17 protein-coding genes are annotated in these 15,362 nt (G+C 47.0%); 6 read left to right on the forward strand and 11 right to left on the reverse strand.

Going from position 1 to position 15,362, the window contains the following annotated elements:
* Nucleotides 1-7 precede the first annotated feature (7 nt).
* From MUU46_RS04400 to MUU46_RS04440, 9 genes are all read right to left on the reverse strand, one after another.
* The gene (locus tag MUU46_RS04400; RefSeq protein WP_159870775.1) at nucleotides 8-610 is read right to left on the reverse strand and encodes a site-specific integrase; all 603 of its coding nucleotides are present in this window, start codon (nucleotides 608-610) and stop codon (nucleotides 8-10) included.
* A 174-nt stretch (nucleotides 611-784) separates the two neighbouring features.
* A complete protein-coding gene (locus MUU46_RS04405; RefSeq protein ID WP_258964875.1) occupies nucleotides 785-1,762 on the reverse strand; it encodes a hypothetical protein in 978 nt (325 codons plus the stop codon).
* Nucleotides 1,759-2,868 carry an AAA family ATPase gene (locus tag MUU46_RS04410; RefSeq protein WP_258964876.1) on the reverse strand — a complete coding sequence of 370 codons (1,110 nt, stop codon included), beginning with the start codon at nucleotides 2,866-2,868 and terminating at the stop codon, nucleotides 1,759-1,761. The genes MUU46_RS04405 and MUU46_RS04410 overlap by 4 nt, the downstream gene beginning before the upstream one ends.
* Entirely contained in the window at nucleotides 2,861-3,988 is a 1,128-nt protein-coding gene (locus tag MUU46_RS04415) for a DUF262 domain-containing protein (protein WP_258964877.1), read from the reverse strand. The genes MUU46_RS04410 and MUU46_RS04415 overlap by 8 nt, the downstream gene beginning before the upstream one ends.
* A gap of 242 nt (nucleotides 3,989-4,230) precedes the next feature.
* Nucleotides 4,231-4,554 (reverse strand): hypothetical protein, encoded by a 324-nt coding sequence (locus MUU46_RS04420; protein ID WP_258964878.1) that lies wholly within the window; start codon nucleotides 4,552-4,554, stop codon nucleotides 4,231-4,233.
* 48 nt (nucleotides 4,555-4,602) lie between these two features.
* The gene (locus MUU46_RS04425; protein WP_258964879.1) at nucleotides 4,603-5,139 is read right to left on the reverse strand and encodes a DUF4339 domain-containing protein; all 537 of its coding nucleotides are present in this window, start codon (nucleotides 5,137-5,139) and stop codon (nucleotides 4,603-4,605) included.
* 57 nt (nucleotides 5,140-5,196) lie between these two features.
* Nucleotides 5,197-5,781, reverse strand: coding sequence for a DUF4234 domain-containing protein (locus tag MUU46_RS04430; protein WP_258964880.1), 585 nt, complete (start codon nucleotides 5,779-5,781; stop codon nucleotides 5,197-5,199).
* A 53-nt stretch (nucleotides 5,782-5,834) separates the two neighbouring features.
* Nucleotides 5,835-7,295 (reverse strand): hypothetical protein, encoded by a 1,461-nt coding sequence (locus MUU46_RS04435; protein WP_258964881.1) that lies wholly within the window; start codon nucleotides 7,293-7,295, stop codon nucleotides 5,835-5,837.
* A gap of 41 nt (nucleotides 7,296-7,336) precedes the next feature.
* Complete coding sequence (locus MUU46_RS04440; protein ID WP_258964882.1) at nucleotides 7,337-8,023, reverse strand: helix-turn-helix transcriptional regulator; 687 nt, start codon at nucleotides 8,021-8,023, stop codon at nucleotides 7,337-7,339.
* Between the two features lie 665 nt (nucleotides 8,024-8,688).
* On the opposite strand from MUU46_RS04440, the gene MUU46_RS04445 reads away from it, so the two are divergent.
* From MUU46_RS04445 to MUU46_RS04465, 5 genes are all read left to right on the forward strand, one after another.
* Nucleotides 8,689-9,921, forward strand: a complete 1,233-nt coding sequence (locus tag MUU46_RS04445; protein WP_154158674.1) for a hypothetical protein — start codon at nucleotides 8,689-8,691, stop codon at nucleotides 9,919-9,921.
* Between the two features lie 831 nt (nucleotides 9,922-10,752).
* Nucleotides 10,753-11,376 carry an inovirus Gp2 family protein gene (locus tag MUU46_RS04450; protein WP_258964883.1) on the forward strand — a complete coding sequence of 208 codons (624 nt, stop codon included), beginning with the start codon at nucleotides 10,753-10,755 and terminating at the stop codon, nucleotides 11,374-11,376.
* A 655-nt stretch (nucleotides 11,377-12,031) separates the two neighbouring features.
* Nucleotides 12,032-12,268 carry a helix-turn-helix transcriptional regulator gene (locus MUU46_RS04455; RefSeq protein ID WP_258964884.1) on the forward strand — a complete coding sequence of 79 codons (237 nt, stop codon included), beginning with the start codon at nucleotides 12,032-12,034 and terminating at the stop codon, nucleotides 12,266-12,268.
* A 272-nt stretch (nucleotides 12,269-12,540) separates the two neighbouring features.
* Nucleotides 12,541-12,960, forward strand: a complete 420-nt coding sequence (locus tag MUU46_RS04460; protein ID WP_258964885.1) for a putative zinc ribbon protein — start codon at nucleotides 12,541-12,543, stop codon at nucleotides 12,958-12,960.
* Nucleotides 12,926-13,159 (forward strand): DUF7828 domain-containing protein, encoded by a 234-nt coding sequence (locus tag MUU46_RS04465; protein ID WP_258964886.1) that lies wholly within the window; start codon nucleotides 12,926-12,928, stop codon nucleotides 13,157-13,159. Before MUU46_RS04460 ends, MUU46_RS04465 begins: the two co-directional genes overlap by 35 nt.
* 6 nt (nucleotides 13,160-13,165) lie before the next feature.
* Here MUU46_RS04465 and MUU46_RS04470 read toward each other — a convergent pair whose 3' ends face one another.
* Nucleotides 13,166-13,561: a hypothetical protein gene (locus tag MUU46_RS04470; protein WP_258964887.1), complete on the reverse strand. Its 396-nt coding sequence runs from the start codon at nucleotides 13,559-13,561 to the stop codon at nucleotides 13,166-13,168.
* 225 nt (nucleotides 13,562-13,786) lie between these two features.
* On the opposite strand from MUU46_RS04470, the gene MUU46_RS04475 reads away from it, so the two are divergent.
* Nucleotides 13,787-14,305, forward strand: a complete 519-nt coding sequence (locus MUU46_RS04475; protein WP_258964888.1) for a hypothetical protein — start codon at nucleotides 13,787-13,789, stop codon at nucleotides 14,303-14,305.
* A 628-nt stretch (nucleotides 14,306-14,933) separates the two neighbouring features.
* Here the strand turns inward: MUU46_RS04475 and pgaD are convergent.
* Nucleotides 14,934-15,362, reverse strand: coding sequence for a poly-beta-1,6-N-acetyl-D-glucosamine biosynthesis protein PgaD (gene pgaD, locus MUU46_RS04480; protein WP_258964889.1), 429 nt, complete (start codon nucleotides 15,360-15,362; stop codon nucleotides 14,934-14,936).

The following is a 15,362-nucleotide window of genomic DNA, read 5'->3' on the forward strand; positions in this document are numbered from 1 at the left end:
GACAACCTTAGACTTCAATCGATTCAGAGATCTCTAACGCATCATCGACTTCAATGCCCAGATAACGGACTGTGCTTTCCAGTTTCCTATGGCCCAACAGAAGTTGGATCACCCTGAGATTCTTAGTTTTCTTGTAGATAAGGTAAGGTTTTGTTCTTCTCATGGAATGTGTGCTGTAAAGCGAATCGTCGAGACCAAGCTTTGCTACCCACCCATGAAAAATCCGGTTGTATTGCCGGGTTGATATGTGCTGGTTAGTACCGACCCGGGATCGAAACAAGAAGTCATTACTATGTAAATTACCAATATTTATCAATGCAGTAACAGCTTCTCTTGTCCCTTTGGTTATCTCAAATTGGACAGGGCTACCGGTTTTCTGCTGCAACACCGTTGCCCTGCTTGAAACAGAGTTACCATATGCAACATCAGATACTTTAAGTTTTACCAGATCGCAGCCTCGTAGCTTACTGTCCAGGGCCATATTGAACAGAGCCAAATCGCGCGTCTTACCTTCCAGTTCAAGCCTGATTCGGATCCCCCAGATATGAGATATCTGAAGTGGTCTTTTTTGGCCTACGATACGGCCTTTGTTCCATGATGAAGTGTTCATACTCAAATCTCCTGCAATATGGGAGATTTGAGTATGGTTGTCCCTTATGAGCGATCTGCGGACATTGCTAACAGCGTTCTGAGTGAACTAACAGGAGGCAGGTCATAACGGGCATGGCGTTCTCCAAGTGCGCAAGGCTTTGCCATACAGAATGGAGCTTAAGTTTCTTTAAATTCATAAAGTTAAATGCGGCCCTAAATACGCCACATATATCCGCTGATTTACTGCGTCAGCATAAAAATGTAGGCGGTAACCGTCAGGTAGTTTTACATGATTCTCGCAATTGACCTGCCGTCCATCATCTAACCAAAATATGCGCTCTTTCTTCTTTTTGGGATCATTATTTACACTGTCCGATTCACCGCTAACTTCAGCTGCCAAACCCAAACTTCTTAAATACTCATGACGGTAGTCTACATACTCACCTAAAAGCCATTTCTCACTAAACGACTCCAGCACATTTAGCGCATCTCGCGCCTTGAACAAGACATCTTGCCTAGCAGACCAACCTTGCAGACTTGTACCAATTTGATTTGACAATAAAGTGAGATGAGGAAACAAATCTGCTCTTTTCAACCAGATATCCTTAGCGGAACTTAACAACGCATTACGACGTTGTTTGAGTTCATCACCATGCACACCCAGGCTCGCAGAATCACTCAGATTTAAAAGCGTTTCATCCCTTTGCTCTGGTGTTGCATCAAGCTCGAAAACCCATACTTTAAAATGGCTATTTGCCCAAGCAGCCAAAGCCGTAAAACTGGCAAGAAAAGTTTCAAAATAAAACGCGGCTAATAGTACCGAATTACCTGAATCTTCCCCTGGCAAGCCAACTTCTAATACATCACCAACACTTTCAATATCCGCGGTTTCAAAGAGAGGCTGTTTCGTTTCAAGGGACTTAAGAAATCGGCACCAATCCGCAAGCTCCGCAACTTTGCTTGCAGAGGCAAGCCAATTGCGCACAAAGTATCCGTTCGCCAGCTCCAGCCCCATTAGCGACTTGTCTTGATCTTCATCGACTAGCAAAATTTTCAGCCCAGCAGTTCGGCAAACCTTAAGCACAGTAAAGAAAGCCAATAGTCCTTCATCTGCATCCTCTTTGCTGGAAAATGGCAAAGAGTGATGGTTCAACACAATTCCATTACTCATAACAGATGATCCAGCTCCTTATCCCATTGGTCAAAGAAGCCTTCTGGCCAGCAGTCTATTCGTCCCTCATCATCAATATTGGGATACATGACTTCTGAGGCGTGAATAGAGTTATGAACATCTCGCTGCAAGAAAAAGACTTTAACATCGTCAGCTGCAACCACTTTCTGCTTCACCGCAACCCGTATACCGTTAAGAAAATGATCAGAATGAGATTCAACGATTAATTGCACGCCATTATTGGCAGCAATGGAACACAATTTACCCATCAAGGATTGCCCTGCGGGGTGCAAGTGTGACTCTGGGTTTTCAATAATCAGCAAATCACCTTTTGCCGCACTTAATATACTGGTTACGACAGGTAACACATAACTTAATCCAAACCCCACATTCTGTGGTTTAAAATCTTCGGTCGTGTCTTTCCCTTGATTGAAAGAGTAACTAAGGCTCGCCGAATTAAACTGAGGCTGCGCCACTGCTTTGATTTTTAACCCGGGCGTAATATCCGACATCCATGCTTCAATATTAGAAAGTAGAGTCCCTGAAACAGCCTTTTGATGGCGTAACGCTTCTATTTCCAAGTCTTTAGCGCCATTAACCGCGATAAAATGAACCGCAAATTCACCATGATGGCCAAGCGATTTTAAATCACGAATATGAAACTCAGACAACTGGTGATGACTTTGCGGACCTAACCTATCGGCACATAAATACTGAAAATTAGAGTTAAATAAGCTTAGCGATTCTGAATCACCGTCAATACCCGATGTACGCAGCGGCAGCAGATCTGAGTCATGTTGATAGTCAAACTCAAACCGTGTTGCCTGTTCTTTCTCGAGCCATTTAATGGTAAAAATAATCTCTTCTTGTTCACTAAAACTAGAGAGCGCGTCTTTACCCGTACCGATATTGACATAATCACCATTTAACAGCAAACCCTTGGTTTTAAGGGTATTGCGTTCATAAGACTGCCTTAAAAGCAACAAGCTTTGCATAAGTGTTGATTTTCCCATGCCATTAAGGCCTGAGAATAGATTCAGATTACCCAGTGGAAAACTAGCATTTAACAAGGTTTTAAAGTTATGGATATTAATAAACTCAATCATTAAGCATCTCTTTAATCAACGCATTGACTTTTTCGTAGCGTATTTCCACATGCTCTTTTCGCTGAGTAGAATAGCTAATAACATTAATAAACTCAGCATCTTCCAATAACGCCCGTACCTTTTCCTGGAACTCGGATTGATTATAAACTAAGCGGTTAAACTCGTTTTCAGTTAATTTCACCAACATAACCATCCAGACTTCAAATAGCGTTGCATTTTTTGACCGTCTTCTTGATACAGGATTTTTTTCAAACCCCTTTTCTCCTAACAGCTGGTAACAGCGCTCAATTGCAGTTGAATACCTAGCTTTAAAATCTGCACGGTAGACATCATCGCCTTTTTTGATGTCTTCCATGGCTTTATCTAAAAACGAGGAAATTTCCTTTTTGTTTTTAGGGTCTAAATAATCAAAGCGATAGAATGCCCAGAATCGCAATACTAGTTCCTGATCCTTCATACGTTTTGAAAGGTCACCTAGCATGGCTTTCGAGCATGCTGAATTGGCTAACTCTTCGAGCAATTCTCTGTCTCGTGGCTTAGCGAGCGCATTACGGATCTCTTGATTATTGAGCGTTAAGCCGCCTGTATTGATCCGGCGAAACACCGAATACTTAACATCCTCAGGCGTACCCGGCTTAATCATGTACACAGTAACAGGGCATTCTTCAATACGGCGCTGATATTGACGATGCAATTTATCGAAGGTTTTACCATTGAGTTCCGTTAAGAATTCCAGCCCATTAAGGCGAAGCTTTTTATCTAACACAAACTTGCGAATCGTAGATAACCGCTGTAAACCATCCACAATTAGCCAATTATTTTCATCTGACGCATCAAAGTAGAAAGCCGGTAACGGGAACCGAATTAAAATGGATTCGATTAACCGGCTCATCTTGCGGTTATCCCATAACTCCGCATGACGCTGAAAATCGGTATTCATGTCGATCTCATTGTGCTGAATTCGCTTAATCAAGGCATCCAACGACTTCGGCTCAACGACGATATCAATATCGGTCGGGTTAAACGGGTGCATCACCTCATCAAGCAGTTCCGGCTCTTCCTCTTCCGTACCTGGCGCAACCAATTCTTCGTCAAGCTCGGTTTCTTGATAATCAACCATGTGCTTCCCCTTTTATTAATCGTGTCTTACCCGTAAGCAACTCTTGCATCATACCTTGTTTGATTTGGTGGATTCTACCTAGCTACTACCGCTTTTGGCACGAAGCTGCCGGTGATGGTGATGGTTGAAGTTCTTCATCTAACCGGCGTGAAAGTTAATCGATGGGTCTGACTGCCGTGTCGTCTCTGTGTATGGCAGTAGATGGCTGGTGATAACGAACCAGCCATCAAGGTTGTCCTTCGTTACCGCCCCATATACAACACTTCAGCACCAGCCACACCGCCATTATAGCCTACCAGCACGCGCACGCGGTCATAGGTATGATAGCCGGCGTTATAACCTTCCCACTGAAGAACACGCAGCTTCTTACCCGGATTCGCCGGGTCTTTCATCCCGGGGACTTCTTCATAAGTGGACCAGTCAACATCGCTGACATCGTTGCCGGTTACCGCTTCATACGTCTTTTGTGCGGTTTCGGTAGCGGCCTGCACAGTTGCAGCATCAATCTGCGCCAGCGCCGGGGCTGACAGCAGGCTGGCGATTATAAACATGCTCAGTTTCTTCATTTGGTTGTCCTTCATTTGGATACATAAGTTGGAAAAAGAGACGGGATTCTAAGCGAGCAACATGACGACGAATGTCGCAATCCACACCCAAAAAGTTGTTGCAGTTAAACGCAACTCTTTCGCCCGCTTCCAGAGGTATACGGGGACGAGCCAGGCCATTTTCCCGAACAAATCGGTGTTCACTCCGGCCTTTCTCAGACGGGCTTCATCCGCATATCCCAGTGCGATATTCAGTAGCACGGTGATATACCAGAATTCTCCGCTGCTCAGGGCGTCGAGCAGCTGGTCTTCATTCATCCCCACCAGTCCGGCAACGACACCTTCCAGGAAAAGACCAATCAGTGGGGCAAATGCCAGCACCCAGGCCAGCCCCTGAGGTATATGGCTTGCAGGTAAAAGCGGTGGCACACCACACTCAGCCAACATGCCCGACAGTGGCGTTGCAGATAACGGTTGCCATTCGGCCATACCAGCCTGCCAGACCAGCGTTGAGGCCGTCAGTTCCCCCCGCCTGATCCGCTGAGCTATTTCTTCAGCACTGACATTATCGTAGCGTATGCCATTTTTCTCATAAAACCAGTTCATGTATGCTTTCCAGTGTGAGATTAATGCGCCCCTGACAGAGGATGCCAGGGGCGACTGTTACTTCGGCAATTGTGGAGGTTGAGGTTGCGATGTCTGCGGTAACTGTGGCGGCTGTGTCGCTTGTGTATCACCGGAAACAGGCTGCGGTTTACCGTGGATAATCTGGTGCTTTGCCATCGCTTCCGGCATCGCGTTGATGCAGTAATTGATGTAGTAAATGTTAAATAAGAACGTCCAGGCTACATTCATTTTCAGGTCGAAGCGGAATTGCGTCAGCGCATACTGTTGCAAGGCGGTTCTGGCTTTGAAAGACCAGACGACGGTCAGCACGCCAAAGGCCACCATCAGCAGCATGCCAATTATCGTCATGACTTCAGCAGCCTGGCTCATGCTGTAGCCGTATTCATCCACCTGAACAGGGAACGAGAGTCGGATCATATATGACAGCCCCAGGCAAACGGCCATCCAGATAAGCAGTACGCGGGAAGAGAAACGTTGCCCCGTCTCCGCCATGATGGTGTCCTGATGCTTATACAGCCACATCAGCGGATAAATGCCGTAGGTTGCGATGCACAATAACGCCAGATGCCATGTGGATGTGTTCAGCTTGTTTTTCAGTGATGTAATTGACGGTTCAGTCATTTGCCTTTCCTTTATTTGCGTGAGTAGTCGAAAAAACGGCATAAATGCCGGTGTCAGTTGGTGAAGAAATCACCTGCTTTGTCGCTGTCAGCGTGGGTGGTATCGGTCAACCCACTGGCATCAAGCTTCAGCGCAGAGAAACACGGATGGGTGGATATCAGATTGCCGTCCTTGTAGACCCGAAGTCCCTGGAACTCCTGACGACCGGTATCCTTGCTTATCAGCACGTAGTCGTACTGCTTCTTGTTAAAACGGATGTAGCTGGCAGAGCCCATGCCGAGCTGCGTCCGGTAGTGGTACGCTTTCACACCAAATAACCCCTCGGTCAGCTCCAGTTCTGTCTGGTCGTTTTTATCCCGGTAGGCATAGTGGTAATCCTGCCCGTCAGCCGCCGTCACGCTGATGCTTTTACCGTTATCGAGGCGACAGTAAGCCGACACATTTTTTGGTGGAGAGACAGGAGCTGGAGATGGAACTGGTGTAGTTGCAGGTGTCGGGCGGTCATTACTGACGGCGTATCCGGCGGTGCCGTCCGGTTCAATCTCGACATCCACATCGGAAGTGATGTGTGTCTGCGGATCCGTGGTGGTGAAGCGAAGCTCGTGGAGGGTTTTGCCGTTCACGCTTTTGTCGGGAAGCGATGTCTTCTCCCAGGTGAAACCGGAAATATCGACACCGGGGTGATAGACAAGCCAGGTGTTCTGCGCTTCCTTGAGTGCAGCGGCGTCCATCTCAGGAGTCATAGCTGATGGTGTGGCTGCTGCGGGTTGAGCATCAGATGAGTCTGGTGCCGGAGTATCCCCTTTCTGGAAGGTATTCACCGGGCCGGTAGTATGGTCAGAGAATTCCAGCGACTTGATGGTCTCGTCCGGCACACTACCTTGCCCGGGCTGATGTTTTTTCGGTTGATCCGCCTTTTCAAAAGCCTTGTTTGCCTTGTCCACTAACGTTTTCTGCAGTTCGTCAGATTCAGTGCTATTTCCAGACTTCGCGTGGTGTCCAAACAGCGAACTCAGAAAACCTTTATGAGACTTATGCGCCGGAGAACCCTTCAGGCGCGGAATATAGGCGGAGCAGACTTCAGTGAAATTCCCTCTGCCAAAATGCGCACTTTCGTTCCCCAGTTCAACATCTGCGCCAAAGAATCCGCTAAACGCCTTAGCCGCTCTTGCACCAGGTTCAATTCCGGCATTGGGATCATTCTTTATGAGTTTGCCGAGCACAAAGCTTTCGTGATATTGCGTTGCGCCACTGCATACCAGTATCGCCGGATAACGATCGCCGTTGACTTTGATTTCGGTCTGACGGAAACCGAGTATTCCCATGCCATCAGGGCACCCCGGTTCGGTCGCAAGGAAGAAGACGCCCTGGGGGGCAACCGTTGCAGCGAAGTTGCCTTCACTGCTGGTAGATATACATTTCCCCCGCAGGGTGTTCCAGTGGGCGTCAGAGTCGTCACAGGCTGTGAGCGACATAACAATGGCAGCCGCAGCCACCAGATAGTGGAGTTTCATGGCAATGTGTTCTCCTTCAGCTATTGGATTAGACCCGCCGTTCAGGTGCGAAACGTGTTGATCACGTCGCTGATGAAGCGGAAGTGTGGGAGTGCGGCAATAAAGCCTTCTTCAGCGATCAGATCGTTGACTTCATTACGGCGGCGGAAGCGATGCTCCAGTAAAGTGACGGAGATAATGTCATCGAGTCTGAACACGCAAATGCTGCGTTGATAGCTGGTGACCAGATACCAGCAATGTTGTTGGTAAATCAGGCGGTAAGGCTCTAACGCATCATGACGAATACCGCCAACCAGCACGCTTATCGTGCAATGCCGGTGGATGGCTTCGGCCAGACGCTGGAAGCAATCAGAACGCATAGCGGCAGGATTGAGCGGTGTATGCCAAATCAGGCAGGGCGACGTGCCGCTACCATCCATCAGCAGGTTCATCAGTGCTTTATCCTGCATGGGGATCAAAGGAGAAAGCCCGATGTTGCGGATCAGCGATAAGGCTGCTGGTGAGTGGTCATGCAAGCGCCCATTAGCCAGCCGGTAGCAACCGTCTTCGTGCTGTATGTCGAGATGCGCCAGTCTCTGATGGAAATCCCGCTGAAGCGTGCGCTCGGAAACGCGAAACTCTTCTGCCAGCGTATTGAGGTACAGCGACTCACCGGCCATCAGGCGGCTGATAATCACGGATAATCGTACTGCCAGTTTGTCGTGGTGAGCGCTCTGGTGATTGGACACGGAATGATCTCCATGAGTAAATTCGTTCGGTAATTCATGTGGTTATTATGCAGGAGAGGTCTGACAGGGCGTGTCAAAGCAGGAAGTGGAGTGCAGAAAAAAATCAATTAAATTTAGCTCTATAACCTGATGAAATTTAGGGGTTATTGATTACTTAAGGAACAAGAATGACGTTATCACGACACAACCTGTCGCCAGGCAGAGGAATGCACTGGCCGTGATACGCGAAGAAAAGAAAAACGGGACCATGAAAGCCCCGTGGATGGTATCCCCTGCGGTGAAACAGCATGACGCTGCTGTTCAGACGGGTGATATAGGCGTGAAATAATCTGGAATGCAGGCATATACGTATTAGCAATTTGTTCATGGCTTGTCGAATAACTCAGGAGCGCTATATTCCAATGTATTCATTCAAGAATCGATGGTAGATCATAGGGTTGATTAGCAATTAGTGTACTTGTTGGGTATAAAATGTGATGTAGCCCTTTTTCAGTGTAATCATATGCCATTTGCTCATGGAGCGACTTATTAGGTGCTTTCCCAGATTCAGATACAATATTTATGCTATAGCATCCGTTGCAGGCGCTTTACCCTGAGGGATATTGACCAGAACCCTACAGGCAGGAGTAATATAGTCATGATATTTCTCAACTAGGATCAGGAAAATGGCAAAAAAAACGGGAAAGTGTAAGAGGAAAGATTGTAAAAATGCAATTGCGATGCATGGAGTGGCTAATGAAATGCGTTATTGCAATGAGCATTACGAACAGTACGATAAAAAAAAGAAAGATAATTTCACACGACGGGTAAGTAAGAGAGCAGATGCAATTATTTCGGGCGTACGCATCTCAACTTTAGAAGGGATAATTAGAAATGATAAAGCGAGGGAGGTTATAGCCCAAAAGAAGATAAATACTCTATGGGTATCAAAAAGCAGGGAAAGAAAAAGTGATGTAACGAGCGTAATAAAATCCAGAGAATGGCTGAATACGCAGGAATTACTTAAAAAGAAACTAATTACCTGTCAGGGAAATGATTTCATGGGATATGTTAGAAATGTAATCAAGTTATACACATTAAAATTATTACACAGCAGAGTATATCTTGATGAATATAATGCGTATCAGAAGCACTCAATCCCGGCTCGTGGGAAAGTCACCCCATTAATCACTCTGAATTTAGAGGTTGCTTTTACTTTTAACCCATCATGTAATGTCAGTAATAATAGTAACGATATTGTGATCGTGCCTCAGAAAATAAGAAGGGCCTTTACCTTAAATAAGGCGCTATCCAAAGGTAGAATGAATAATGTTATTGAGAATTCAACTTCAAAAGGTGGGATTTATCGTAAAATCAAGGCTGAAAATACACCAGAAGAAGTAACCTTCTTCATGAGCAAAATGAAACTGGATTTGGATTTGGATTTTAAATTAAATAAAATGTATGGGAAATCTTTATCGGAGTATGCTCCTTTTCTCAGTAGAGAGATAAGAAATATCTTGCCGTTATTTGAATTGGCTCTGGTTCAATATGGCAGGATTCATCGACCTCAAGTCTTGTTTGCATTTAGAGAACTAAAAAAAATATTGACCCATGAGTGGGTTTACATTGAGTTATTTGCTTTGTTAAGTTTTCACTACTTAATGAAAGGCAGTGGAGGAGTATTAGTTGAAAAAGCAATGTCATGGATTGAGTATAAACCCGAGAATGGAGTTTCATTGTTAACTCATATAATTAGTGAAATAGATAAAATTTCACTTGAGGTGTTTAATGTCAATGCAAGTGACGGGATGGGTTTTGTAAAAATGTATAATTCGTTTTTTAGTGGGGATGTAATTAAGATGAATTCAGAAGGTGTTATTGTTTCGTTGCTTAAAAAAGAATTGTATAAAAAATAACAAGTCATTTATGTATACAATAATTTTTTCTTCATGATATAAAATTACAAAAAACACATATGATGAAAGCCCATAAGGCTGGGGCGAAAGAGTGTGGCATACCGTAATGGATTGTCATTAAACAAAACTCTGTTGTAAACCCCAGCGACACAGATTCCCTACATCATAAATGGCTGTGTTATCTATTCTGACGATTGATACTATATTCTATACAGTAAAAAATTACATACATAGTCATGGTATGACACCAGTGTTCGTTTCGCTCTGACAGCCCAGCGACACCATAGCAAAGCCAGCCAGTCCGGCAACAAACCTGTGCGCTACGATTCAGGATCCAAACATCATCAGCACCATGGTGAGTCCCTGCGCTTATCAGTAGTTGATATGACTTTCGTTACGGGCCTCACAGGGTATTCTGATAAATCGATCTACCGGGTCATTGCGATTGGTGTATTCCCGATGCGGGTAAAATTCGGAAGGTAATCCATGCGGGTTAAAATCGAGGCTGTTATGTGAATCTCCGGCTGAGGTAAGTACCTTACATCTTGGGCTGAGGATGTTTTTTATTTTCTGCCTTACTAACTTCAGAGTGATTTATCATGTCATTTCTTCCTGAAGCTCTCGGCATATGCGATCGGTTAATTCTTTGATTTGTTCTACGTTGCGTCGGTAATAGTATTATTAAGTACATCTCTTCAATCACTATTCAATCACACTCTTGTACTCTCTATCAATCATCCATTAATCATGAACAGATATAACTCTGTTCATGCTGCCATTCCTGTACAACAAGATTTATCTATCATCCCATTATCATCAGGGTAAATAACTATGTCAGATACTAGCCCATACGGACCTGAGAATACTCATTACCTGAATAAACTCGTCACCGTCACGCATAATGCGTTGCAGGAACATCCCCGTACATTAGCCGTCAGGATCGACTTACACTTCTCCCCGGACTGGTTTATTGAGGATAGTGTTTCCTGTTATCCCAACGTAGGAAATAAGCTGATGTCAAAGTTTATCGCTTCATTGAAATCGCAGATCGCCGCATACTGTGAGCGCCAGCGTAAATTAACCAGGCGTGTGCATCCCAATAACACACGCTACATATGGGTGAAAGAAGTTAACACCCGAAGTTATCCCCACTTTCATCTGGTCCTCTTCTTCAACAAAGACCTGTTTCGCGGTTTAGGGGATTTCAATCAAACAGGTGATAATCTGCACTCGATGATCCGTAAAGCCTGGCTGAGCGCATTAGGGCTTCGTGGTGATACGCATTATTCATCACTGGCTCATTTCCCTGAACGATGCACCTATGTACTGGATCGTAATAGCTCTAAGCATCGTGAGCAGTATGAGGATTTTATTACGCGTACCCGTTATCTCGCGAAAGAGGAAACCAAAGTTTATAACCCGGCTAAACGTTCAATCGGCTCCAGCCAGCGTTAATGATGAATCGTCCATGCCGTTAAGGGATCCGCTCTGGATTGTATATGCATGCCGTGCCTGTTGGCCCTTAAAAGGGGCCGGTAATACGGGGCATTGACATCGTCACTCCGTCCGTTGTGAATAGACTGCACCTTTGCGTCTGGCGATGGCGACGAATGCCTGCTGAAGGCTGATATATTACTGCTCTTGTGCTGTGTGCGGATAATACGGTTGGCTCCCCCTTTACGTCATTCGATAACGCCTGGGTGGTGTGACGCTTTATGCGGACTGTTATTACACCCTGAGCGGCATCAGGAGCGTGTTGATCGTATCGGTTGATGTCACCTCAGTTACCGTGCTCTGGCAGCTGCTGTGTGCGGTATTTCACCCCAGCACGTATCTCCGCTGAATTGCTACGCGTCAAACCGTTCTTCATCGATGTTCATTCCCAGTTTAACCGATTTGCTGAAGACCAAAATCGATTCGTGTATCTGGTGCAAACACCGCGCTGAAGTGAGCGACGCTGAACGTAACTTCGGCTGCAGCCGGTGCTGATGACAACGTCCAGGTATTTTTTAACAGACGTCCCTAATCCTCTGAGGGAGTACTGGCGTGTAATGTGACTCAACCACGCCGGACTTCTCCCGCCATTAACACTCAGAGGGAGAGAACGACTATGACCATCAGCACAATGCCGTCTGTCATGCCATTACTCAGCGCCGAAGACCCGCTCGTCGACATGGCCTTCATCACGACATTCACCGGCATGACCGACAAATGGTTTTACAAGCTGATCAGCGAAGGACTGTTTCCGAAGCCTATCAAACTGGGTCGCAGCTCGCGCTGGTTCAGAAGCGAAGTGGAAAACTGGATGCGTGCACGTATCGCAGATTCGCGGGGAGGATGCATTTGATGAAAAAATGGAACAACGTAAAACCGGGAAACATTCCTCCACGCTGGATATGTGAACGCTGCCGACGCCAGTACTGTGGCGAGAAGCCGTGTCCCTTTTGCTGGCGGGTAATATCCCGGATGTAAATAACGTCAGCAGTATTCCATGCGCTGACAATACCCACCGCACCTGTAAATCTCTCTAACTGTACTCACCTGCCAGCCAGCACGCACATCCTGCCCATCTTCGGGACGGCTTTCCCCTGCGTGTTATCTGGCGGTAAGGAGAACATCATGCACGCCAAATCGTTTCTCGCGCGGGATGCTCATCAGCGTCTCATTGGTGCCAGAACGGCGCTGACACAACCTGAAGGCCGATTTACCTGCCATCTCTGCCATAGTTCGCTGACACTTCAGCCAGAGCCATCAAACGGGCGGGCCTGGTTTGCGCATCCTGTTGATGCATCTGTGGAATGCCCGTATGTGAGTGTCGCTGCTGAGGAAATAGCCCTTATCGATTCGCTGCGTTGCTATACGCCAGGCGTCTTACCCGTGGTGATGAAGCGTGACTGGTATTGCGCGGAGTGTGGCGATGATTACCACGGAGAGCGGTATTGTCTGCGTTGCCGGACAGGACGTTTTAGTTCGAAAGCGAATGAATCCAGCCATTTCGGAGGTTATGATGAAAGATATTATCGCCAAAGCGGCGCTTAATAAGTTTGGTATGCTGACTTATGCGCGTGAAGCCTCTCCCTGCCTGCCGCATTTCTGTTACAGCTGTCGTTATCCGGTCAGACTGGTTGAAGCCACGGAAGAACACCCGGATTATTTTATCCATGACCGGGACGCGCTGCCCGATAACATTGAGGATATCTGCACCGTCGCGATGCAGATCATGTATACCCATCGCTGAGTAGCGCTATCTTATGCGTGCGGAGGCTTCATCTGATTTACCCTGCTGCTTATCGATATTACGCTGCAGCCACGCCTGGCAGTGCTCCAGAACATGGACATGCGTGGATCTGCCTGCGTATTCCTGCCGGACCAGGACTTCCAGTCGGTCGATAATCTCATGCATGGCGGTTATCGGATCGACGATTTGTTGACTGCCTCCGCTCTCAGAAGCCAACACATCGCGCCTGTCGTACCAGATCTCACATGGATTTGGGGTACTCATTCTGGGCTCACCGCGTAACACCACGTAGGGAAGCGTCTTTTTCTGCTTTGCAGCGCGGAATACCTGATTATCCGCCACGGCAAGCCGGATGACCGAGTCAGGCATCAGGGTTTTGGCGGCGTGTCTGTCCAGTTGCATGTTAATCCTGATTTCCACCTTACTTCCGTTCGCCCAGAGCAGGCAATGCGTTGTGTGTCGATGCACTGCTTTTGGGTCGGGGTACCAGTGATGGCACTTCGTTCCAGATGGCTGGCATGATTACCTCCTTTTGCATCGAGGAAGCTTTATCGCTGGGCATCTGATAATACGCATCCCTCTGGCAGGGTGAACAGTTCTTCAATCTCCACTCACGATAATAACTTTATGAAACAATACACTCCTGACCAACAGCGTATCCACCGTGCATTACAGGCTGCGGTTGATCACTATCCACAGCTTGCAGTATTTCACCTGGAGTTATTCGCTGACCCGACGGCTGTTGGATCCTCTGAAGAAACACTGGCACGTTTTCTAGCAGAGCTGAAGACACAGTTCGATAGCTGTATCGCTATAGCCGCACCACCCACGCTGGTACGCATGCTGTGGGGCGAAGATGAGCCCGGGCGTATTACGGCGCTGATGATGCTCAATCAGAATACCTTGATCGGGAAGCTGCAAAACTCAGTCGATCTCACCCGACTTATCGCACATGCCTGGAGCCTGACGCAGAGCAGGACACCAGAGCCAGAGTGCACCAGTATCTGTTTTGGCAATCCCATTTTTACCTCACTCAACCGCCACCACCACACGTTTTCAGCGCAGTTTATTGCACTGTATCAGCAGGCGATGCAATTGCCTTCCCCTGTCCACAGCATTTGCAGCAGTGGAGACCACGTGTCGTAGCATATCGAAGTGCCATATAGCGTCATCAATGATAAAGGATATAACGTTCGCAATCGTGAAACAGACTCAATTGTGCGTTTACTTTATCGCGGTATTTATCGGTTCTGAACAGTGTCCGTTCTGTGTGAGCAGATTTGAATACCGGCAGGTAACAGGACAGAAAAGAAAGGGAAGGTAGCAACAAAACGAGGGTTGTCGGACCTCTTGATATAACGTTTCCGGGACGCTTGCGTGGACATTGATACAGTGACTGGAGACTATTGATACCAGTCGGGCCAATTTTCGCCAGTTCATGTTGACGAAATTCTGTTTCAGCAATTGTGTGATCCCCGGTCATCAGGAATACCACGTCCCGCACCCTTTTGAACCGCCCCGGTAATCCTGGAGACTACACTCTTTGAGAGAGGTAACCAGGATGACAAAACATAACCGATTTCCCCCTGAAGTTCGTCAGCGCTCTATTCGCATGGTTATGGAAAACCAGAATACTTACAATTCACAATGGGCCGCTATCTGCGCTGGATGACGCCATCCACATTCGCTGAGAAGTCTGCCGGTTGCCAGAGTATGCAGCCAACATGAAGGCGGTTATTCCAGATTACGGCTGGATCATTTCGGGTCAGGGTCACTATTTTTGCAACTGCTGAATTTCAATCCTGCTGATGCCGCCGGAGTCGCTGTGATGCACCGTCACCACCCGCGCCTTGGCTAATTCTGCCAGCAACGTTTCTGGAACTTCAAAACTTTCCGCCAACTGTGCCCGCTCAAGTCCCGGCCTACGCTGCCGACGCTCTACGCCATGAAAGCGTATCTGATTATACTTGGCCCAGAAAATCAGCATCGCGCCGTTGAGCAATGCCACCGCAATGTACAGCGTCAGCGTATTGACGGTGGAGAAAAACGGGTGCGGTCCGGCGTGGGCGTTGTTCGTAATCTCCGTTACCACGCCCTTAAAAATCAGCCATGAAAATCCCAGCCACGCGATAACCGACATCAGCACATCGAGAAGGCGCGGTAGAATGCGTTGTTCGGTGAAAATAAGTGCGTTCTGCTGCAT

It is taken from the genome of Scandinavium tedordense (genome assembly GCF_024764965.1).
GTDB lineage: Bacteria > Pseudomonadota > Gammaproteobacteria > Enterobacterales > Enterobacteriaceae > Scandinavium > Scandinavium tedordense.